Genomic DNA, 20239 nt, shown 5'->3' on the forward strand with positions numbered 1-20239 from the left:
TATTTATGAAACAAAACGCCTTTAATAAGGTCTTATGGTTAAAATAAAGTGGCGTTTTCATCTCCTAATACCCATTTATCATCATCATACTTGATGGCTATTTTTTCTAAAATATCTCTTATCTTATCTTTACTTGGCGTTACACCATTTTGCATAAGCGGTATGCACTCAAGGCATATATCATCAAAGCTCACGCTTTTATTTTGCCTTTTAGCAGCTCTTAGATAAGAAAGTATAAAATAATATCCCCTTTTTTCTGGTTTTATGCTATGATTTTTTAGTTTTTGATTTTTTTTAATGTGATATTTTCCACTTTTTTCGTCATAATCGAAATTTTCATTGATGATAGGAGTTAAATCAGCATATTCTTTAGCGAGTTGATGCAAAAAGCCTTTTTCTAAAGCCTCAATATTAATCTCCCCATAAATCATCTCCAAATCCGCCCCGTGATGCTCAATAATCGTCTTTTCAATATGCTTTAAAATCGCAATTAAAATATCCTCGTCTAGGGCTTCTTGTGCTGCACTTTTAGGATTTTTGACCTTTCTAAAATACATTATAAGTTGTCCGCTTAATACGGTGAAAGAATATTGCCTTTTTTTAAAGCTCGTTTGGCCGTTACTCTGCCTCACGCTTCCCACATACTCAAAGCCTAGCTTTTGTGCTTCTTCGACTAAAATTTGCCAAAGCTGCAAGTCTTGATGCTGAAAGACAAAGGCTAGCCATCTATTAAATTTTAGCACCCTATACATTTCTTTAAGACTTGCTATCATAAGGTTTTTATACTCTTCTCTACCCTTATCTAAGCTTCCCTTCTCTATACACTCTTTTTTTCTCGTGCTTAAATCGACCTCTAAATCAAGCCACGCATTCCACATCACACTAAGGTCTAAATAGGGAATTTTCGCCCCATAAGGAGGATCTGTGTAGATGAAATCCACACTTTTATTTTCTAGCTCTTTCAAATTTGTCGCGTCAGCTTGGAAGATTTTATCTCCATTGAAGTGTTCTAAGAGGGAATTTGTTTGATTTAAATCCTCATTTCTTTTTTTTAAAAGCGGACTTTTAAAATCCTTTATCACTCCACTTAGAGGACTTAGATACGCCTCATAAAATGGAGAGTTTTCAAGCTCCCTTTTGCCCTTTTCTACCCTTTTTACTTTATTTTTAAAAATTTCGGCGACATTTAAAAAGGTCGGTTGAGGAGCTAAGCGGTAACGATAGTAAAAAGCAAAATAATTACCTGCCGCTCCCTTGCGTGATTTAGTTTCGTGATAAGTCAAATTAATCAAGCTTAAAGTATTGTAAAAAGCCAACATTAAAGCAAGTCTTAAATTTTTCCTTTTTTCCCAAAATTGCTTATCTTTTGTTTTGCTTGTGTGTTTAAAGATGAGCTTTCTAAGTAGGGCAAGCTCAGCTAATTGCAAAGGGCTAAAAAGCTTTAAAACGCTCTCTACATCACTACCCTTAGCTAAAAGCTCATCTTTAGGTATCCATAAGGTTTTTTGTAAAGCCGCACTTGCCACCTCGCCAAAGTCCTCGCTTATAGCATTTGGGTAGTATTTAGCTTTCTTCAAAAATTCTTCTGTCTCTTTTTTATTTTTAGGACGAAGTAGCTCGAATTCTTCTAAAATTTCTTTAACGAGCATAGAAAATTCAGCCAAGCTAATCTTAGCACACAAGGCTTTTGTCATAAAGATAGAAAGAGGATTTAAGTCTGTGTGAATTCCTTGTCTGCCACTCATCAAAGCTTCAATAGCACTCACCCCACTACCTCCAAAGGGGTCTAAAACCACATCGCCTTTAAAGGTAAAATGCTCAATATTATTTTTCACCACATCCCAGCTTTGCCTTGTGAAATACGCCACACAGCCAAAATACCGCGCCTTTGCTTGCTTTTGTGGTTTGTTTATAGGATTAGGCAGGGTTTTATTTAGATACCAGTTATCATCTTTTTGTTCGATTTGCGAAGAGATTTTGAAGTCTTTTAAGCTCGTGCTTAGATAGTATTTTAAAGTCTTAAAATGATTTTCTGCCTCGTCAAAAAGAAGTTCCAAGCTACAATCCATAATGGATTTTTTATGTCCAACTTGAAAAAGCTTAAAATCCAAGCCATTACAAAGGGCGTAAAAAGGCGCCCTGAGCGCGTCATTGATCGCGTAGTAAAAAACCTGTGCTTCGTTTTTGCTCCCTTTTTCTATATTTTGATTGGGTGCTTTAGCGTCTAAAACGCAGTGAATTTCGCCGTTAAGATACAGGGTGTAATCGGGTGTGATATAAGTTTTCGTTTTAGAATTTGAGCCTGTGATTGTGGGCTTTTGTAGAGTTTGACTTCTTAAAACTTCGAGGCTTACCCCCCCCCCCCCACTTAAGCCCATATTTACAAAGCCTAGCTTGTCTAATAGGGGTTTAAGAAGTTCTTCACGCACGGAGTCTTCTTTAAAAGCACTTCTAAATTTTTCATCATTTTTCAGCTTTTCAAAAATTTCTTTTAAATCTTTCATTTTCTATCCTCTATAATTTCCACATCGATGATTTCTTCATTATGCTTTTGTTCTTTTTTGTAAAAATTTGTTTGTGCTTTTACCCCAAAAATAAGTCCAAAAATAAGCACTAAAATTCCAAAAACAGAGCTTAAAACACCCGGGATTAAAAACAAAAACCCCGCAATCACAAAGGCAAATTGCTTAAGCGTATCTTTCAAGCCTCCCATTTGAAAATTTAGCATATTTTTCCAAAATAAAGCCAAAAGCACCACACCAGCTATCATACTCAAAAGCATAAAAATCAAAAAATTCCCAAAACCAAAAGCGATGATAAACACCGCACAAGCGATAAGCTCTATGATGAGAAAGGGCGCACCTAAAGAAAGTTTCATAATAATACCTTTTTAAGCTCTATCAAAGCTGTATCTGCTTTAAGCTTAATTTTATTTAAATCTTTTCTTTTGACAAGCTCAAGCTCATTATTTTCTAAGCCTTTGCCTATGATAAGAGCATAATTAAAGCCCATTAATTCAAAATCGTTCATTTTCACACCATATCTTTCATTTCTATCATCTAAAAGCACATTAATGCCTAATTTTCGCAAGTCTTCATATAAAGAAATGCCTAAATTTAAAGCTTTTTCGTCCTTAATGTTTGAAAGAATAATGACAAGCTTAAAAGGACTTAAAGCTTCTTGCCAAATTATACCCCTTTCATCAAAACTAGCTTCCACCGCCACAGCGACTAAGCGACTCACTCCCATACCATAGCAGCCCATAACAAAGGGCTTTGCCTTACCATTTTCATCTAAAAAAGTTGCTTGCATCGCGGCGGAGTATTTTGTGCCGAGTTTAAAAATATGTCCTACTTCTATACCCTTGCTTTTTGTAAGTTTTGCACCACATTTAGCACAACAATCCCCCTCCTTAACCTCCACTAAGTCTTTAAATCTCTCCTCATTTAAATTCACCACATCAATGCCTACAAAATGATAATCTATCTCATTTGCTCCCATAATCATTTGTTTTTCGTCTTTTAGCTCATTATCAATATAAAAATCCACATTTTTAAGATTGATAAAGCCTATAAATCCGGGCTTAAGTCCAGCTTCTTTAAGCTCTTCTTCGTCTGCATCGACTAGCTCTAAAGCCTTGCAGGCATTTTGTGCTTTAGTTTCTTGTAAATCATCACAGCCTCTTACAAAAAAGGCGACAAGCCTAGTCTCATCTTCATAAAGGGCTTTTTTAATCACCGCCTTAATGGTATAAAAGGAGTCAATTTTAAAAAATTCTGCCAAGCCCTTAATGGTCTTAACATCTGGCGTATGAAATTTACTTGCAAAATTTGCCTCGGGGCGTTCTTTCTCGCAAGTTTTTTTCGCTCTTTTTGCCGCCTCTATATTTGCAGCGTAATCGCAATGAGAACAGAGCAAAATATCATCTTCGCCATTTTGTGCTAGCACCATAAATTCCTTACTGCCACTTCCTCCTATGGCTCCACTATCTGCCTCAACGACTCTAAAATCAAGCTCAAGTCTTTTTAAAATTTTGCTATAAGTTCCTTGCATATTTTCAAATTCACGCGTTAAGTCCTCTTCGTCTTTATGGAAACTATACGCATCTTTCATAACAAATTCGCGGCATCTTAAAAGTCCAAATCTAGGTCTAGCTTCATCACGGAATTTAAGCCCTACTTGATACAAATTAAGCGGAAGTTGCTTGTAACTTGTGATTTTATTTTTAACGACATTAAGCATAGCTTCTTCGTGCGTAGGTCCTAAAACAAAATCATTTTCTTTTCTATCTTTAAAGCGTAAAAGTTCTTTTCCAAAGACATTGTAACGCCCACTTTCTCGCCAAAAAGAAGCTGGTGTAGTGAAGCTAAGACTCGTTTCTAACGCTCCTGCTTTATCCATCTCTTCCTTGATAATGCTTTCTATTTTATCATAAACCATTTTACCAAGCGGTAAGAAATTATAAAGCCCACTGCCATTTTGCTCGATAAAACCTGCTCTTGTTAAAAAAATATGACTAGGTAAAGTCGCATCTTTTGGAGCTTCCTTAAAGGTCGGGGCATAAAATTGACTAAATTTCATTGTGTTCTCCTAAATTGAAAAGATAGTTTAAAGACTGGATAAGAACTTCACTTTTTTTACCTTGCAAATGCCTTAAATTTAGCGTTGGCTCGTGCAAAAAGGCTTTGAAAACTTGGTGGATTAATTTTCTTGCTTCTTCTTCATCTGATTTTTTTAAATAGCCTTTTGAAAGGGCGATTTGAAGTTGTTGATTGGCACAAGCTTTAGCTTTTAATCTTAAGGCTTTTATGGTGGGCGTTAGTGCCAAATCACTTAGAATTTTAAAAAATTCACTCGTCATCGCTCCTATAATGCCATAAGCTATGCTAGCTTCACACTCTCTTAAGGCTAAATTTTTTCGCACCACTTCCTCTAAGTCATCGACTGCAAAAACTTTGATTTTATCATTTTCGCTTAATTCAATATCTCTTGGCACGGCAATGTCGAAAAAATAGCGTTTAAACTCCACGCTTTTAAGCATATTATTTGTAATAAGAGCGTTTTTAGCATTGGTTGCGGAGAAAAAAAGTGAGTAAGCGTTAAGATAATTTTCTAAATTTTCAAGTCTATCAAATTCGCAATCTAATTCTTCGCTTAATTTTTGAGCTTTGCTTAAATCGCGATTTAAGATGATGATCTTTGCTCCTGCTTGCAGAAGGTGTTTGCAAGTTAGTTGTGCCATTTCTCCAGCACCGATGACAACGGCTTTTGCTTGACTTAAATCAAGTAATTCTTTAGCCTTAGCCACAGCAACTGAGGCGATTGAAATGGGATTTTTAGAAATTTGAGTTTGATTTCTTACCTTAGCGGCACATTTAAAAGCGTGATATAGGGCAAATTCTAAATGTTCTGCACAAAAATTTAAATTTTTAGCAAAATGAAAAGCTTCTTTAATTTGTCCTGTGATTTGCGTTTCGCCTATGACAAGGCTATCAAGTGAGCTAGCGACTGAAAAAAGATGATGAATTGCCCCACTATCTTCGAAAAAATCTGCCCTTTTTTCCAAATCATTTTTATCCACTTCGCAAAGTAGGGCAAGGCTTGTGATGATGTGTTTGCCCACTTCTTTTAAGTCCTTCACAAAGGCTAGAATTTCAACGCGGTTGCAAGTGCTTATCACAAGGCTTTCTACAATGTCTTCTTTAGAAAGAACGAGTTTTAAGAATTCCTTTTTTTTCTTTTCATCATTAAGTGAAAGTCTTTCCCTTAAGCTTAAGTCCGTGTTTTTATGCGTAAAACTAATGCAAAAATAGTGCATTAAAAATCCCTATTTATCAAGGTTTTAATGATAGCTTCTAGCTTTTCATTTTTATCATTTTCTATGGCTTTAAGACTTAAATTTCCATATTCTTTAGCCTTTTTAATGCTTTGCTCTATGATGTTTTTTTCTTTAAATTTTTGCTTTAGCCATAATCTTTCTTCTTTATTTAAATCTTTTTTAAACAAATTTTTTAATATTTCTTTATCATTTTCATTTAAGCTTTCATATAAATATATATAAGCTAGTGTCGTTTTACCTTCTTTAAAGTCGCTTAGTGCCGGCTTTCCAAGTGTGGCTTCATCACCTGTGATGTCAAGGATATCATCAACAATTTGAAAGGCAAGTCCTAAATTTTTACCATACTTGGCAAAGGCATTTTCATCAAGTTTTGCAAGTAAAGCCCCACATCTTGCACTTGCTTCGATTAAAACAGCTGTTTTATGATAAATCATCGTTAAATACGCTTCCTTGTCTGGATTAAATTTCTTGCTTAAATTGACATCCATAAGCTCACCTATGGCAAGTTTGCAAACGGCATTTGAGAGAATTTGGGAGATTTTTGCTTCTTGTTTGGAAAGCTCATAAAAGGCTTTAGAATATAAAATGTCGCCAAGCATTAGGGCATTTTTAGCCCCAAATTCGGCATTGATAGACCTTGCTCCACGCCTTAATTCGCTCTCATCGATAATATCATCGTGAAGAAGACTAGCTAAGTGGATAAGCTCTATAATAGCACATAAAATATAAGCTTTTTGACTCTCTCCTGCTATGCTTAAAAGAAGTTTTGAGCGAAGTTTCTTGCCCGTGTTTGTTTTGGCAAGCATTGTTAAAATAGGCTCGTAAGCAAGTTCTAAAAGATAGTTTTGTATGATTTTGTCTATTTCTTGCACTTTAGTTCCTTGTTGGTGGCGTAGTTTGCGGTTGATTTAGGTCTATCATTGGCACGATTTGATTATTTTGCGGTGGGTTTTTTAGGGGTATTTTTCGCGGGTCTAAAAACTCTACCATAAGCCTAGAGTCCTTATCTTCGATATAAATTGTAAAAGTAGCAATGCCCTTTTTATAATCACTAAATTCTAAAATAAGCCTTGCCCTGTCAATGTGAGGATTTTGATAATCAGGGATTAAGGTTTGCGAAGCCCAGTCTAAATTCCTACGCAAAGAAAGCACAAATTGACGCGGAAATTTTCTAAATTTAGAATGCACGATAATGTTGGTATTATCAAAAAGAGTCCAGTAAAAATCGAAATTTTGCACCTCATCTTCATAGCCTAGTTCTTTAATTTGCACACTAGCTCTTTCATCTTTTTTAAGCTCAAATTTATAAATATGCTCAAAAATAGGTGCCGAAGCAAAGGTGCTTATTGTTAAAAAAACTAGCGTAAAAAAAACCTTCATTTAGCCCTCGTGTCCTAAAATTTTTGCTCCAAGCTCTATGAAGATATCATTTTGCCTTTGCTCTATTAATTCGTTATTTTCCAAGATGAAATTTTTAAGGTCGTTTTCATTTAAGCCCTGTTTTTCTAAAAGCTCAATCATAGCAATGTATTCTGCAAAAAAATTTTCAAAGGTTTTTTCTAAGGCGCCTAAATTTCCATTTTGAATAATTTCTAGGAATTTTTCTTTAGGGCTTTTATTTAACATAGCATCGAGTAAATCCATTTTTTCCCTTTAATTTTAAATTTTTGATTATAGAATTTTAAGTGTTAAAAAGAGTTTAAGGTTATAAATAACTCGGCGCATCATTTGAAAAGAGGATTAAGTCCCCATTTTTAGTATGTTTGGCTAGAATTTCCACAAGCTTTGCTTTTTCTTTTAAAATGATTTTGTTGATTTTAAGCTCTTTTTCAAAAAGTGCGGCATTAATGTGAGCGGAGATGATGACTAAATCAAAGCTTTCGTTAATGATTTTAGCAAGTTTTTTGTTATCTTCTTCACTTCCCTCGATAATGCCCGGAGTTACTAAAACCCTGCGTCCTTGATAACTTTTTGCTAAATGATAGCTTTCACTCATACCCTTAAAATTTCCATTAAAACCATCATCAATGATGAATTTTGGCTCTTTTGATATGATTTGTAAGCGATGTTCTACGGCTTTTAAATTGGCAATTTGCTTTTTAATTGTTTCCAGCTTTACGCCTAAATAATTCGCACAGCACACACAAGCACATAAATTTTCTGCATTAAAAGCACCCAAAATGGAGCTTTGAAAAAACTCTTCTTTGTCATTTAAACGCAACGAAAAATCAATTCCATTAAGATTTGCATTAAAATTAAGAAGTAAGTTATCATAAATTATCATATTACTTTCATCTTTTTTAAGAGTGCTTGAGTGTAAAAAGGCTTGTTTGAGGCGTTTTGATTGCAGGGCTTCAAGCTTTGTTTCTCTTGTATTTTCTATATTTTTAAAATATTCCAAATGCGCTCCACCTATCTCGCCTATAATGCAAATTTGTGGCTCTAAAAATGAGCTTAATTCTAAAATGTCCCCCTTAAGCCTAGCTCCCGCTTCAGCAATGTAAATTTGAGTATTTTCTTGTAGATTTTCATTAATATCTTTAACAATTCCCATTAGGGTATTAACACTTCTTGGGCTTTTATGCGTGATAAAATCGTCTTTTAAAAGCTCGTAAAGAAAATTTTTAATGCTAGTTTTTCCAAAACTTGCTGTGATGAGTATGATGGTCAAATGATTATTTTTTAAGATTTTATGTTTAGCTTTTTTGAGAAAATAGCGTGCTTGTAAAAGGTCTAAAATTTTAAGAGAGATTAAAGCGCAAGGTAGGCTTAAAAGATTAAAAAGAAAAGAAAAACGCAAGGAAAGTATGGAAAAAAGCACATTAAAGGCAAAAACAAAGCAAAAGAACCATTTTACTTTAGTGGTAAAAACGAGCTTTTTGTCAATGCCTTTATGCCAAAAATATAAAAGAGGCGTGTGGATTAGCGTAAAATACGCTAAAGAAAACCACGAAAAGCCTAAAGATGTGATAAAAATAACATGAGGTAGGGCTAGAAAATAAAGATGTAATAAGGGCTTATGATAATGAAAAACAAGGCGTTTAAGCTTATAAGAATACCACTGAAGTGCCAAAATAAGATAAAAAGCGACACAAAAATTAAATAAAAGAGTATTTAAAAAATAGATACTATGAAGCATTTTTAGCCTTTTTTATGGTGTCAGCGATGAATTTAGCATTTTGTAAAAAGAAAAAATGATCACCTTTTAAGGGGTAAAATGTGCTTTTTTTTATTAGAGTATTAATAAGCTCTCCGCTTTTAAGCGGTGTGGCTTGATCCTCTTCCCCCCAAAAAATAAGACTTTGATTTTCAAGGCTTTTAAAAATTGCACTAAAATCTTCATCAACTACTTTTTTGAAGGTTTCATACATTAAAGGGCTTAAATTTGCTCCGTCCTTACTTGCAAAAAAGCGGTAAAAAGAGCCAAAACCAAGCTTTTTGAGGAATTTAAAAAGAGCGATTTTAAAACGCACTTTAAAAGATTTGGGGGCGATAATGCCTGCACTTGAAAGTAAAATTAAGAAAGCGTTTGAAGTTTTTCTAGCAAGAAGGGCGCAAATTTTCCCTCCAAAAGAATGCCCCATAAAATAGGCGATTTCCCAGCCCTTCATCTTTAAAAATTCCCCCACAATCAAAGCATAATCCTCACTTTCAAGCACCTCTTCTACGCTTGAGCGACCAAAGCCCGGTAAATCTACATAAATTTGACAAAAGTCTTTTAAGTGATGTGAAAAGGCATTTATCATTAATTCTTTATTTGCTCCCCAGCCGTGTAAGATGAGAATTTTTTCTTCTTTTTCAAGTCCTATGACTTCATAGCTAAGGGCGTAATTTTGATGTTTATAAACGACTATACTTTGTGCCATTTTAGCCCTTTTGATTTTTATAGATATTTTCTAAAAGTTTCACCGCTTCTTCCAAACGCTCATATTCTTTAACGCTTAACATTACAGCCTCAAATTTGTTATTTTTAAGAATAACGATTTTACTGGAAGGATCTGCTTTAAGCTTTTCTAAAATGGGGCTAAAATTTCTAACCACTTCAGTCGCTGTGTAAATTTCATCTTGCTTGCAAAGCATTATAATTTACCCTTTTGTCCATTGATGCTATGTAAAAAGCTATAATTGATCTTAATTTTAGGCTCGTTTTTGACGCTATTGGCAAGATTTTTCAGCGTAGAATTGAAATCTTTAAAGAGATAATTTGCCAAAGAGCCAGGATTTGGGTTAATTTCATTTAAATACACTTCATTATCAAGGATGAAAAAATCACATCTTATCAAAGCACCCTTAAAAAGAGGATTGTAAATTTTACTAAAGGATTCTTTTAATTTTTCTTTTAATTCTTCGCTTAAATCTGCTTCTATCAATTCACTATGCCCTGAAAAGCTAAGGTATTTTTGCTCAAAGTCCAAAAATTCCTTTTTCTTAGGCTCTTCTATGATGGAGAAAATAAACTCATCTCCTATCATACAACCTGCTAGATTGTATTCTTTAATATCTTTTTTAAAATCTTCTACGAGCAAAGTGTCGTCAAATTCAAAACCAACATCTTTACCATAGTTTAACTCTTCTTCATTGTTAGCTATGCTAATGCCTATACTGCTTCCTAAACGCACAGGTTTTAAAATGCAAGGAAAATTCGGCTTAAAGCTAGTTTGAAGCCCTTTTTTAAGTGTGAAGTAATCAAGAGTTTTCACGCCTACGCTTTTAGCATAAAGCTTGGTAAGTTCTTTATTAAAAGACAGCACGCTAGCTTCTAAACGCGGTCCTATGAAATTGATTCCAAAGAATTCAAACAAAGCGGCGATTTTACCATCCTCTCCGTCTCTTCCGTGGATAAGATTTATCATGCATTTGGCTTCGAGCTTTTTCTCTCCCAAAAAGCCCTCAAGATAAAAGCCTCCTTGTTTTAAAATAAGCTTTTTCTCTTTTTTGTAGGCTTTTGAGCTGAAAGTTTTGGCATTCAAATTTGAAGCTTTAATGAGATAAAACTCCCTTTCTTCATCACAAAATATAAACAAAGCTTCTTCACTTAGCACTTTTTTAAGCACTACAGCACTGACTATACTAATCTCGTGTTCGTAAGAATTCCCTCCAAAAAGTATGGCAAATTTCATTTTTATCCTTTTATGCAAGTTTTTTTAAAGCTTCTTTGACTAGCTCACTTGTGTCTTTTGCTTCGCAAGTGGCTAAAACGCTTAGAATTTTATCTTGTTTAAAGCCAAGAGAAAGAAGAGCGGCTAGAGCTTCAGCCTTATTATCACTGACATTTGTGAGTGCGATTTTAGAATCGCTAAGCTCGACAATAATGCGCTTTGCACTTTTTGCACCAATGCCCGGCACTTTTTTAAATACACTTTCATCATTTAAGGTCAAGGCTTTATAAAAGGCGTTACTATCGAGGCTTGAGCATATAGCCATAGCCGTTGTTGCACCGATGCCATTGACTTTTAAAAGCATTTCAAAAATTTTTTGCTCATCTTTTTCTAAAAAGCCATAAAGCTTGTGTGAATCTTCTTTTATAATTTGCGTGATTAAAAGCTCACATTTGGCGTGAAGTTCTAATTTAGCTGCACAAAAAAGGGAGATGTAAATTCCATAACTCACGCCATTTTGAGTTTTTAATACTGCGAAAGTGGGTTCTTTTTTAGTAATTATCCCTTCGATGGCGACAACCATTGCGTATCCTTTTCATCATAATCAATTTTCTTTTCAAGCTCTACAAGTTCTTTATTATTTTGTATGCTTTTTTTTAGCCCTATATATCTTACCGCCTCATCAGCACTAGAAGCGAAAAAAAGTTCATTTTTAGGTGCGATAAGGAAAAACCTCACCTCATTCATATCGCTCCATTTTCCGCCTCTATTAATCAACTTAGCGTTTAAAAGTGCATCTTGTAGTCTCAATAATTCTTCATTCAAATTTGCCTTTTTTTCTAAAAGCTCTTTTTGCATTTGAGTCAATTTTTGCAATTCTTCGTTTAATTTTGCATAATCCTCAAGCATTTTTAAAAATTTATCTGGGATTTTTTGCTTATTTTCTCTTAACTTTTGTATTTGCATTTCTAGTGTCGCTACGGCACTTTTTCCTACTAGTATGCTTTGCTTTAAATTTTGCATTTTATTTTGGAGATTAAAAAGCTCATCATCTATATTTTTAAATTCTTCATCGTAATTTTTATCTAGGGTTTTAACTTTGGCAAAAAATTTGTTATTATCACCCTCAAAACGCTCTACTACAATATTTTCAAAAAAAGTGCAAGTATTATTTGTCACAAGAGCTTCTATGTAAATTTTATCAGCCTCAATAATCCCTCCCAAGCTTTTTTTAACTCGCACTTCCTTAGCCTTAATGCTTCCTCCCTCAAGTAAATCTACGCTAATGTTCTCTCCACTTGCCACACCTCTGTGCGTTTTAATATAGCCATTTTTAGCATAAATTTTTGCCTTGCTGTGCGTTGCACCTTCTATTTTAAGTCTAGTGGCTTTAAGATTTGTATTTCCTGCTACACTGCCGATGATATTAAGCTCTTCGCACTCTATCCCTACGCCAGAATTTACAGCATCTTGCATATCAGATGCAAATTTGATGTTAATCTTGACATTTTTATCTAAGCTTGCATTGATATTACCAATGCTTTTAAAATCAACCGCTCCAAATTCAAGCTCATTTGCGATGTCATAATTATTAGCATTTTCTACAACAAAGCCTTTTTTAAGAGCGATATACTCGACTATATTTTCCTTTTCTTCGCTTTTAAAGGCATTAGAGCAAGAAAAGTTAATCTTATTTTCTTTAGGTTCTAAAACTTCTAAATTGTGTAAATTTAAATCTTTGCCCTCTGCACCGACCTTAGCCTTTATGTGCTTTAACACGATTTCATTTTCATCAACCACGATGATATTAGCCCTTTGCTCGTCTAAGGTGTAGTTTTTAGCCTTTTCTTTATAGCATAAAATTAACTCTTCATCTTGACTAAGGGTCGGCTCTACGCCTTTTGCTATGGTAATGGAAACGACTTGTTTTATAGCTGAGGCTTTATGTTTGACTAAAAGATTTAATAAATCTTTTTTAAAGTCAAAAATGCGAATTCCTATGAGAAATTTGAGTTTTAACATTTTTTTATAGATATTTTGCAGAATTTTAATGGCGATTTTATCTTCATAAGCTAGAGCTTTAAGGTCGATTTGTGCGATGATTTTGGTAAGATTTTTATTTGCGACTAATTTAATGGCATTTGCATAAATATCATTTTCTATATTTTGGTAAATTTCGATTTTATATTCTTGCTTAATTTGTAAATCTTTTTTTAAAAAAATTTGATCATCATCAAATTTAACGAGATCTTTTTCGGCGATTTTCTCCCATTGCCCCTCTCCAAAGCAAAATTGAGTCGAAAAGGCTAAAAGTTTAAAGTCGAGTTCTTGCACACTAAGACCCGTCCTTGAGGCAACACTTAGCATTTCTTTGTAAGGATTCTCTGTATAGGTAACGACATTATCAAAATTCGCCAAAACAAACTCCTTAATTAAAAATATAATTGTAACGCATAACCTTAAATCAAATTCTTATCTTTTAAAATATTATAAAGCCTTAGTGTGGAAATGAAAAAGGTTAAAATGGCAGGTCCTAAAATAATCCCCCAAAAGCCAAAGCTTGAAATTCCAGCTATCATCGCAAGAAAGATAAGAAGCTCATTGATATTTGTCGGGGTTTTAACGAGCTTTTCATTAATCCATTTTATAATAAGTGGTTTAATGAGTGTATCAGCAACAAAAGAAATCATTATGAAAGAATAAACAAGTATCACAATCGCACTATTTAAATTCCCAGAAGCAAAGGTATAAAGGCTCACAGGCACATAAACCAAAGCCCCACCCACAGCAGGGATTAAAGAGCTAACCGCAAAAATCACACCCATTAAAAGTCCATCATAGCCATAAAAAAACATTATGATTCCAAAAAGTGCGCCTTGGAAAATCGCCACGATAATCATAGAGTAAAGCACCACAGCCATAACATTACCCACTTCGCCTAAAATTTCATCAAGTTCGGTTTTGTTAATGGGAACTATGGACTTTAAGTAGATGACAAGTTCTGTGCCGTAAAGATTTGCAAAGAAATAAAACACGCAAATTAAAGCCATATCCATAAGAAATTTGGCTCCTGATTTTGTAAAGCTTGAAGCGTAAGTAAGAGCTTGTCTATAAAGCGAATTTAAATCAAGTTCAGCGATAAATTCTTTAATCTTAGGCTCTAAAAACTCCAAAGAAGAGGGCAGAGAAAATTCGTAATGTTTAATGTAATCAAGAGTTTGGGTGATGAGGTTAATATCGAAATTTTTCAAAGCCTTTGCAAGCTCTATGCTTGTATAGATAAAAGGTGCGAAAAAAAGTAAAATCATAAAGGAGGTTGTAAGTGTGGAGGCTAAAAGCTTTCTTTGCTTGGTAAGGCTTAAGAATTTAGCGTGTAAATTTGAAGTTGCCACAGCCATAAGAGCGGCTATTGCCATCACAAGCAAAAAGCTTTTAAAAAGATAAAGCAAAAGACTTAAAATAACCAAAATAAAACAAATTAAAAATATTTTCCCACTTTTCAAATTTAGTCCTCAAATAAAGTTTTTTCATAATTTAGCTTAAGCGTAGCATAGCTTTTTGCACTAGCGATGCGTCCCTTAGCGGTGCGTTCGATGTAGCCATTTGCAAGTAAATAAGGCTCAATCACATCTTCAACCGTATTTTCATCTTCGCTTAAAGCCGCCGCTATACTTGCAAGCCCCATAGCTTTACCTTTAGCGGAGGTTAAAAGCTCTAAATATCTCAAATCCATACTATCAAAGCCCAGCTCATTAACCCCTAGCGAATTTAAGGCTTCATAGGCTCTTACGAGGCTAATATTTTCCTCATCATTGACATCGGCAAAATCACGCACTCTCTTTAAAAGTCTTAGAGCGATTCTAGGAGTGGAACGCGAACGCTTGGCAATCTCTAGTGCTGCTTCTTTTTCGCAGTTTTTATTAAGTTTAAGGGCGGCTTTTTGCAAGATGAGAGCAAGTTCTTCATTTTTGTAAAATTCAAGGCGAAATTGCATACCAAAGCGGTCTCTTAGAGGGTTGCTAAGCATTCCAGCTCTTGTGGTCGCACCGATGAGTGTGAATTTGGGAAGGTCGATTTTAATCGTTTGAGCCGCAGGTCCGCTTCCTATGATAATATCAAGCCTAAAATCCTCCATAGCAGGATAAAGCACTTCTTCAATCGCAGGGCTAAGACGATGAATCTCATCGATAAAAAGCACATCACCTTCGCTTAAATTCGTTAAAATAGCCGCTAAATCTCCACTTTTTTCTATCATTGGAGCGGCTGTGGTTTTGATATTTGCTCCCATTTCTGTGGCGATAATGTTGGCTAAGGTCGTTTTGCCAAGTCCAGCAGGTCCGCTAAAAAGGATATGATCTAGGCATTCGCCCCGTTTTTTGGCTGCGTTGATGAAAATATGAAGATTTTTTTTAATATTATCTTGTCCTATATAACCATCGAAATTTGAAGGTCGCAAAGAACTTTCATAAGTTTCATCGGGGGAGAATTTTTCAATTTCTACTATCCTATCCATAATCGCTTTCTTTAAAATGTGATAAAAATTGCGAATTCTAGCAAAAGGCTTTTTAAAAAAAGATGAAATGAGCTTAATTTGTTTAAAAGCTTGTTTTTGCTAAAGTATGGGCTTTAAATTTAAAGGGAAATGATGAATTTGGTTATAGTTGAAGATGATATTAATATGCGAAAATCTTTAGAAATCGCTTTAGCAGAATATGAAGAATTTAAAATCAAGTCTTACAAATCTGCCACTGAAGCTTTAAAAAAACTTAGCGATGATACGGATTTAATTATTACAGATATTAATATGCCCGGACTTGACGGACTTGAATTTGTAAAAGCCTGTGAGAATAAGTATGATTTTATCATCATCACGGGTAATGCCACGCTTAACCGTGCCATTGAAGCAGTGCGTTTGGGTGTAAAAGACTTTTTAACCAAGCCTTTTGATGTGAATACCTTAGTTCAGGCGATTAAAAGAGCGAAAATCATACGCGAAAAAACAAGCGATAAAAAGGGCGTTAAAAAGGATCATTTAACACAAAATGACTTTTTTGCAACTTCAGCCAAATTAGAAGCGACTTTAAAATTGAGCGAAAAGGCAGCAAAAACAGATGCTGCGGTGATGTTTTTTGGTGAAAGTGGGGTGGGAAAGGAGCTTTTTTCAAGGCATATCCACAAAAATAGCAAAAGAGCCTCAAAACCTTTTGTGGCTATCAATATGGCGGCTATTCCTACAAATTTGATTGAAAGTGAGCTTTTTGGCTTTGAAAAAGGAGCTTTTACAGATGCAAATGCGACAAAAATAGGACTTTTTGAAATGGCAAATGAAGGCACACTTTTCTTAGATGAAATTGGCGAAATGCCCTATGAAATTCAAGCAAAATTATTAAGAGCCTTGCAGGAGAAAGAAATCACGCGTCTTGGAAGCACAAAAGCTATCAAAATCGATGTGAGAATCATCAGTGCGACAAATGCAAATTTAGAGCAAAAGATTAAAAATGGAGAATTTAGAGCCGATCTTTACTACCGCTTAAATACTCTACCTATACAAATTCCTCCTTTAAGGGAGCGTAGGGAAGAAATTTTAGACATTGCTAAAAAAGTTTTAGAGGACACTTGCAAAGAATATAAACTTGAGAGTAAAGAGCTAGGCAAAGAAGCGCAAAATGCCCTGCTAGATTATGAATTTCCGGGCAATATAAGAGAGCTTATCTCCATAGTGCAAAGAGCTTGCATTTTAAGTGAGCAAGATGTAATTTCTAAAGAAGATTTATTTTTAGAAGCAAGAAGCACAAAAAAAGAGCTAAAAAATTTAGAAAAAGAGCTTTTAGAAGAAGGTCTTAAAAATATGAACTATGATGTAGAGAAAACGGCGGAATTTTTAGGTATGGAACTTAAAATTTTAAAAGAAAAAATGAAAAAATATCACATCAAAGGATAAAGAAAATGAAAAAACAAAAAATAGCCATAGTGGGTGCAACAGGTGCTGTTGGTGAGGAGCTTTTAAATGTCTTAGATGAGCTTGATTTTCCTGTTGAAAGCATTTTGCCTTTAGCAAGTGCGAAGAGTGCAGGAAGCGAAGTGGAATTTAGGGGGAAATTTTATAAGGTCAAGGAGCTAACTGAAGAGGTTTTTAAGCAAAATCCTGTCGATATAGCCTTTTTTAGTGCGGGAGGAAGTATCTCTGCAAAATATGCTAAATTTGCTGTGGAGGCTGGTGCTGTCGTGATTGATAATACAAGTCATTTTAGAATGAATCAAGATGTGCCTTTAGTTGTCCCTGAGTGTAATGCTGAAGATATAAAGCTTTGGGAAAAAACAGGTATCATTGCAAATCCTAATTGCTCAACCATACAAATGGTGCATATTTTAAAGCCTTTAGATGAAGTTTTTAAGCTTAAAAGAGTCGATGTGGCGACTTATCAGGCGGCAAGTGGGGCTGGCAAAGAGGGTATGGCGGAGCTTGTGGAAGGACTTCAAAGCTTTTTTGCCTTTAAGCTTGATGAATTTAAGGCTAATACCTTTCCTTACACTTTAGCGCTTAATTTAATCCCGCAAATCGATGAATTTAGCGATAATGGCTACACAAAAGAAGAGCTTAAAATGGTCAATGAAACGCAAAAAATCTTACATAAAAACCTAGAAATTTCGGCTACTTGTGTGCGTGTGGGAGTGCTTAGAAGTCATAGTGAGGCTTTGAGTTTGCATTTTGAAAAAGAAGTTGATGTGAAAAAGGCTAGAGAAATTCTTAAAAAAGCTCCAAGTGTCGTAGTTATTGATGATGTGGCTAATAAAAAATATCCTATGCCACTTTTTACTAGTGATACAAATGAAACCTATGTGGGGAGAATTCGTAAAGATATTAGTCGTGATAATGTTTTACACTTATGGTGTGTGGCGGATCAAATTCGCGTAGGAGCAGCGACAAATGCTGTAAGAATCGCACAAAAATGGCTTGAGTTAAGGGGAAAATGATGTTGGAAAAGATGTTTGAAGGCTTATTGATAAAAAGTCGCTTTGTTACAATTTTACCTGTTATTTTTGGACTTGTTGGGGCTTTTGTGTTGTTTTTCATTGCGAGTTATGATGTATTAAAAGTGATTTTTTTCACTTATCAATATTTCTTTGCTTCGGGCGTTGAGATTGACTTGCACGAAGATGTTGTAGGGCTGATTATTGGGGCTGTGGATTTATATTTGATGGCTTTGGTTTTATTTATTTTTTCTTTTGGAGTATATGAGCTTTTTATCAGCGAGATAGAGGAATTTAAGCAAACTAAGCAAAGTAAAGTCTTGGAGGTGCATAGCTTAGACCAGCTTAAGGACAAGCTTGCAAAAGTGATTATTATGGTTTTGGTGGTGAATTTTTTTCAGCGTGTTTTACAGATGAAATTTGCGACTCCTGTAGATATGGCTTATTTGGCTGGGTCCATTTTGGCACTTTGTGTAGGGCTTTATTTTTTACATAAGGGTGGGCATTGAGTTAACTTTTTTTTGCTATAATCTTTCATTTTATCAAACTTTAAGGAGAAACAATGAGGAAATTTGCTATTATTTGTGTATTTTTAAGCTCAAATATTTTAGTTTCTAGTGCAGCTCCTCTTGATGAAGTCTTTAAAGATGTGGAAGTTTCAGGCACGGTGCGTTATAGATATGAAAGCTCAAGCGCAAAGCTAAAGAGTAAAAATTCAAAGTCTAGCACCAAAACACGCACAGATATTACGATTCAATAAGGTTTTTTTATATGGCGAAATTTGTATTTTTAATTTCTATTTTTATTGTCGGTCTTTTTGGGGTTAATTTAAAATCTTTTCTTACCTATACCTTTGATGCGGGTAAAACTTATGATATGCAAAAAGCTAAAGATTTATATTTTCAAAAGAAATGTCAAACTTGCCACGGTGATGCTGGCGAAAGAAAAATTTCAGGGAAGGCTTTAAAAGATATGAAGCCAGAAGATATCAAATCTTCTTTAATTAACTTCACCTTAGAGGGAGGAAATTCTGTCAATATGGCTGTGCATTCTAGAAATCTAAGCCATGCTGAAATTGATGAAATTATTGCTTATATCAAAGGCGAAGATTTTGCGGTGGAATTGCAAGTGAAAGATTTACTTGAGGAAGAGCCGCCTCAAAAAACTAAGCACGGAATTTTTATTAAGTAAATTTATTTTAAAAGGAGAAAAAATGAAAAAAAGTATTGTAGCTTTGACGAGTTTAGCTCTAACGAGCTTTTTGTATGCAAAAGATGTTAATGTTGGGGTTGTTTTACCTTTAACAGGCACAATTGCAGCTTATGGTCAGGATGTTTTTGCTGGAGTAGAATTGGCAAATAAATTAAATCCAACTCTTTCAAATGGCGATAAAGTAAATCTTATTGTGATTGATAATAAGGGCGATAAGCTAGAAACTTCAAGTGGGGTTAATCGTCTCATTTCTCAAAATGGTGTTTTGGGGATTATAGGAGCGGCTACAACGCCTAATACAATTCAAGCTATCTCCATAGCAGAAGATAAAAAAGTCCCACTTATTGCACCTGTAGCGTCTGCAGATAGACTTTTAGATAGGAAAAAATATGCTAGTAGGGTTTGCTTTAAAGATAGTTTTCAAGGCGATAAATTTGCCAATTATGTAGCGAAAGATTTAAAGCTTTCAAATGCTGTTCTTATCGTGGATCAAGGTAATGTTTATTCTTTAGGTCTTGCTAAGGCTTTTGAGGAAAGCTTTACAGCAAATGGCGGTAAGGTGCTTAAAAAATTGATGATAAATTCTGGCGATAAAGATTTTAGAGCTGTTATTTCTCAGCTTAAGGCTTTAAATGCGGATTTTGTCTATATGCCAATCTATCATCCAGAAGCTGCCCTTATAGCAAGACAAGCTAGACAAATGGGCTTTGATAAGCTTTTAGCAGCAGGAGATGGGGTAAATAATCAAGCCTTTATCGAGCTTGGCGGTAATGCTGTGGAGGGTGTGATTTTCACAGATAGTTTTGATTCTAATAATCCTAGCACAAAATTGGGTAAAGACTTCATTGTTAGTTACGAAAAGGCTAAGGGCGTAAAGGAGCTTCCAGCTTTTTCTGCTATGGGTGCAGACGCATATTATGTAATGCTTAATGCAATGAATGCTTGCGTTAATAATCTAAATGCTGAATGTGTCAATGATAAAATTCATCAAACGACTAATTTTGAGGGCGTTGGAGGATTAATTACCATAGATGCTAGTGGCAATACTACGCGTTCTGTGGTAATAAAAGAAATTAAAAACCAAAAACAAGTTTATAAAACAGTAATTAATCCATAA

Annotated in this window: 21 protein-coding genes; 6 read left to right on the forward strand and 15 right to left on the reverse strand. The window is 34.7% G+C overall.

Going from position 1 to position 20239, the window contains the following annotated elements; all coding sequences use genetic code 11:
* Positions 1 to 38: 38 nt before the first annotated feature.
* From NYG92_RS03225 to ruvB, 15 genes are all read right to left on the reverse strand, one after another.
* Entirely contained in the window at positions 39 to 2504 is a 2466-nt protein-coding gene (locus NYG92_RS03225) for a DNA methyltransferase (protein ID WP_289233518.1), read from the reverse strand.
* The gene (locus NYG92_RS03230; RefSeq protein WP_270977117.1) at positions 2501 to 2884 is read right to left on the reverse strand and encodes an FxsA family protein; all 384 of its coding nucleotides are present in this window, start codon (positions 2882 to 2884) and stop codon (positions 2501 to 2503) included. The genes NYG92_RS03225 and NYG92_RS03230 overlap by 4 nt, the downstream gene beginning before the upstream one ends.
* Positions 2875 to 4581, reverse strand: coding sequence for a proline--tRNA ligase (locus NYG92_RS03235; RefSeq protein ID WP_270977089.1), 1707 nt, complete (start codon positions 4579 to 4581; stop codon positions 2875 to 2877). The genes NYG92_RS03230 and NYG92_RS03235 overlap by 10 nt, the downstream gene beginning before the upstream one ends.
* Positions 4571 to 5818: a glutamyl-tRNA reductase gene (hemA, locus tag NYG92_RS03240; RefSeq protein WP_289233519.1), complete on the reverse strand. Its 1248-nt coding sequence runs from the start codon at positions 5816 to 5818 to the stop codon at positions 4571 to 4573. The genes NYG92_RS03235 and hemA overlap by 11 nt, the downstream gene beginning before the upstream one ends.
* Positions 5818 to 6711 (reverse strand): polyprenyl synthetase family protein, encoded by an 894-nt coding sequence (locus NYG92_RS03245; protein ID WP_270977085.1) that lies wholly within the window; start codon positions 6709 to 6711, stop codon positions 5818 to 5820. Before NYG92_RS03245 ends, hemA begins: the two co-directional genes overlap by 1 nt.
* A 1-nt stretch (position 6712) precedes the next feature.
* Positions 6713 to 7219: an exporting protein gene (locus NYG92_RS03250; protein ID WP_270977083.1), complete on the reverse strand. Its 507-nt coding sequence runs from the start codon at positions 7217 to 7219 to the stop codon at positions 6713 to 6715.
* On the reverse strand, positions 7220 to 7483 hold the full coding sequence (locus NYG92_RS03255) for a DUF2018 family protein (RefSeq protein WP_004274923.1): 264 nt from the start codon (positions 7481 to 7483) through the stop codon (positions 7220 to 7222).
* Between the two features lie 61 nt (positions 7484 to 7544).
* Positions 7545 to 8978: a Mur ligase family protein gene (locus tag NYG92_RS03260; protein WP_270977082.1), complete on the reverse strand. Its 1434-nt coding sequence runs from the start codon at positions 8976 to 8978 to the stop codon at positions 7545 to 7547.
* Positions 8968 to 9705 carry an EstV family lipase gene (gene estV / locus NYG92_RS03265; RefSeq protein ID WP_270977081.1) on the reverse strand — a complete coding sequence of 246 codons (738 nt, stop codon included), beginning with the start codon at positions 9703 to 9705 and terminating at the stop codon, positions 8968 to 8970. Before estV ends, NYG92_RS03260 begins: the two co-directional genes overlap by 11 nt.
* Before the next feature lies 1 nt (position 9706).
* Positions 9707 to 9922 carry a type II toxin-antitoxin system Phd/YefM family antitoxin gene (locus NYG92_RS03270; protein ID WP_270977114.1) on the reverse strand — a complete coding sequence of 72 codons (216 nt, stop codon included), beginning with the start codon at positions 9920 to 9922 and terminating at the stop codon, positions 9707 to 9709.
* Entirely contained in the window at positions 9919 to 10959 is a 1041-nt protein-coding gene (locus tag NYG92_RS03275; protein ID WP_289233520.1) for a D-alanine--D-alanine ligase, read from the reverse strand. Before NYG92_RS03275 ends, NYG92_RS03270 begins: the two co-directional genes overlap by 4 nt.
* Positions 10960 to 10969: 10 nt before the next feature.
* Complete coding sequence (gene ruvA / locus NYG92_RS03280) at positions 10970 to 11521, reverse strand: Holliday junction branch migration protein RuvA (protein WP_082200371.1); 552 nt, start codon at positions 11519 to 11521, stop codon at positions 10970 to 10972.
* Positions 11497 to 13356: a flagellar assembly protein A gene (locus tag NYG92_RS03285; RefSeq protein WP_289233521.1), complete on the reverse strand. Its 1860-nt coding sequence runs from the start codon at positions 13354 to 13356 to the stop codon at positions 11497 to 11499. The genes ruvA and NYG92_RS03285 overlap by 25 nt, the downstream gene beginning before the upstream one ends.
* A 41-nt stretch (positions 13357 to 13397) precedes the next feature.
* Positions 13398 to 14441 carry an AI-2E family transporter gene (locus tag NYG92_RS03290; RefSeq protein WP_289233522.1) on the reverse strand — a complete coding sequence of 348 codons (1044 nt, stop codon included), beginning with the start codon at positions 14439 to 14441 and terminating at the stop codon, positions 13398 to 13400.
* Positions 14442 to 14443: 2 nt separating this feature from the next.
* A complete protein-coding gene (gene ruvB / locus NYG92_RS03295; RefSeq protein WP_289233523.1) occupies positions 14444 to 15451 on the reverse strand; it encodes a Holliday junction branch migration DNA helicase RuvB in 1008 nt (335 codons plus the stop codon).
* 132 nt (positions 15452 to 15583) lie between these two features.
* Here ruvB and NYG92_RS03300 point away from each other — a divergent pair, with 132 nt between their 5' ends.
* Genes NYG92_RS03300 through NYG92_RS03325 form a run of 6 tightly spaced genes read left to right on the forward strand, consistent with a single transcriptional unit; the run spans position 15584 to position 20239 of the window.
* A complete protein-coding gene (locus NYG92_RS03300) occupies positions 15584 to 16879 on the forward strand; it encodes a sigma-54-dependent transcriptional regulator (RefSeq protein WP_289233584.1) in 1296 nt (431 codons plus the stop codon).
* 5 nt (positions 16880 to 16884) lie between these two features.
* Positions 16885 to 17913, forward strand: a complete 1029-nt coding sequence (locus tag NYG92_RS03305; RefSeq protein ID WP_027304081.1) for an aspartate-semialdehyde dehydrogenase — start codon at positions 16885 to 16887, stop codon at positions 17911 to 17913.
* Entirely contained in the window at positions 17913 to 18419 is a 507-nt protein-coding gene (locus NYG92_RS03310) for a YqhA family protein (protein ID WP_139021944.1), read from the forward strand. The genes NYG92_RS03305 and NYG92_RS03310 overlap by 1 nt, the downstream gene beginning before the upstream one ends.
* Positions 18420 to 18472: 53 nt before the next feature.
* A complete protein-coding gene (locus tag NYG92_RS03315) occupies positions 18473 to 18670 on the forward strand; it encodes a mini-MOMP protein (RefSeq protein ID WP_214141573.1) in 198 nt (65 codons plus the stop codon).
* 11 nt (positions 18671 to 18681) lie between these two features.
* Positions 18682 to 19101, forward strand: coding sequence for a c-type cytochrome (locus NYG92_RS03320; RefSeq protein ID WP_270977072.1), 420 nt, complete (start codon positions 18682 to 18684; stop codon positions 19099 to 19101).
* A gap of 22 nt (positions 19102 to 19123) precedes the next feature.
* A complete protein-coding gene (locus NYG92_RS03325; RefSeq protein WP_289233524.1) occupies positions 19124 to 20239 on the forward strand; it encodes an ABC transporter substrate-binding protein in 1116 nt (371 codons plus the stop codon).

This window comes from Campylobacter felis (assembly GCF_030250085.1).
In the GTDB taxonomy this organism is placed as follows: Bacteria; Campylobacterota; Campylobacteria; order Campylobacterales; family Campylobacteraceae; genus Campylobacter_D; species Campylobacter_D upsaliensis.

Coding starts and splice junctions, on each gene's coding strand:
- hemA (WP_289233519.1), bottom strand. CDS start 5,818: ATGCACTATTTTTGCATTAGTTTTACGCATAAAAACACGGACTTAAGC.
- NYG92_RS03325 (WP_289233524.1), top strand. CDS start 19,124: ATGAAAAAAAGTATTGTAGCTTTGACGAGTTTAGCTCTAACGAGCTTT.
- estV (WP_270977081.1), bottom strand. CDS start 9,705: ATGGCACAAAGTATAGTCGTTTATAAACATCAAAATTACGCCCTTAGC.
- NYG92_RS03255 (WP_004274923.1), bottom strand. CDS start 7,483: ATGGATTTACTCGATGCTATGTTAAATAAAAGCCCTAAAGAAAAATTC.
- NYG92_RS03225 (WP_289233518.1), bottom strand. CDS start 2,504: ATGAAAGATTTAAAAGAAATTTTTGAAAAGCTGAAAAATGATGAAAAA.
- NYG92_RS03300 (WP_289233584.1), top strand. CDS start 15,584: ATGAATTTGGTTATAGTTGAAGATGATATTAATATGCGAAAATCTTTA.
- NYG92_RS03250 (WP_270977083.1), bottom strand. CDS start 7,219: ATGAAGGTTTTTTTTACGCTAGTTTTTTTAACAATAAGCACCTTTGCT.
- NYG92_RS03235 (WP_270977089.1), bottom strand. CDS start 4,581: ATGAAATTTAGTCAATTTTATGCCCCGACCTTTAAGGAAGCTCCAAAA.
- ruvA (WP_082200371.1), bottom strand. CDS start 11,521: ATGGTTGTCGCCATCGAAGGGATAATTACTAAAAAAGAACCCACTTTC.
- NYG92_RS03305 (WP_027304081.1), top strand. CDS start 16,885: ATGAAAAAACAAAAAATAGCCATAGTGGGTGCAACAGGTGCTGTTGGT.
- ruvB (WP_289233523.1), bottom strand. CDS start 15,451: ATGGATAGGATAGTAGAAATTGAAAAATTCTCCCCCGATGAAACTTAT.
- NYG92_RS03315 (WP_214141573.1), top strand. CDS start 18,473: ATGAGGAAATTTGCTATTATTTGTGTATTTTTAAGCTCAAATATTTTA.
- NYG92_RS03320 (WP_270977072.1), top strand. CDS start 18,682: ATGGCGAAATTTGTATTTTTAATTTCTATTTTTATTGTCGGTCTTTTT.
- NYG92_RS03310 (WP_139021944.1), top strand. CDS start 17,913: ATGTTGGAAAAGATGTTTGAAGGCTTATTGATAAAAAGTCGCTTTGTT.
- NYG92_RS03260 (WP_270977082.1), bottom strand. CDS start 8,978: ATGCTTCATAGTATCTATTTTTTAAATACTCTTTTATTTAATTTTTGT.
- NYG92_RS03275 (WP_289233520.1), bottom strand. CDS start 10,959: ATGAAATTTGCCATACTTTTTGGAGGGAATTCTTACGAACACGAGATT.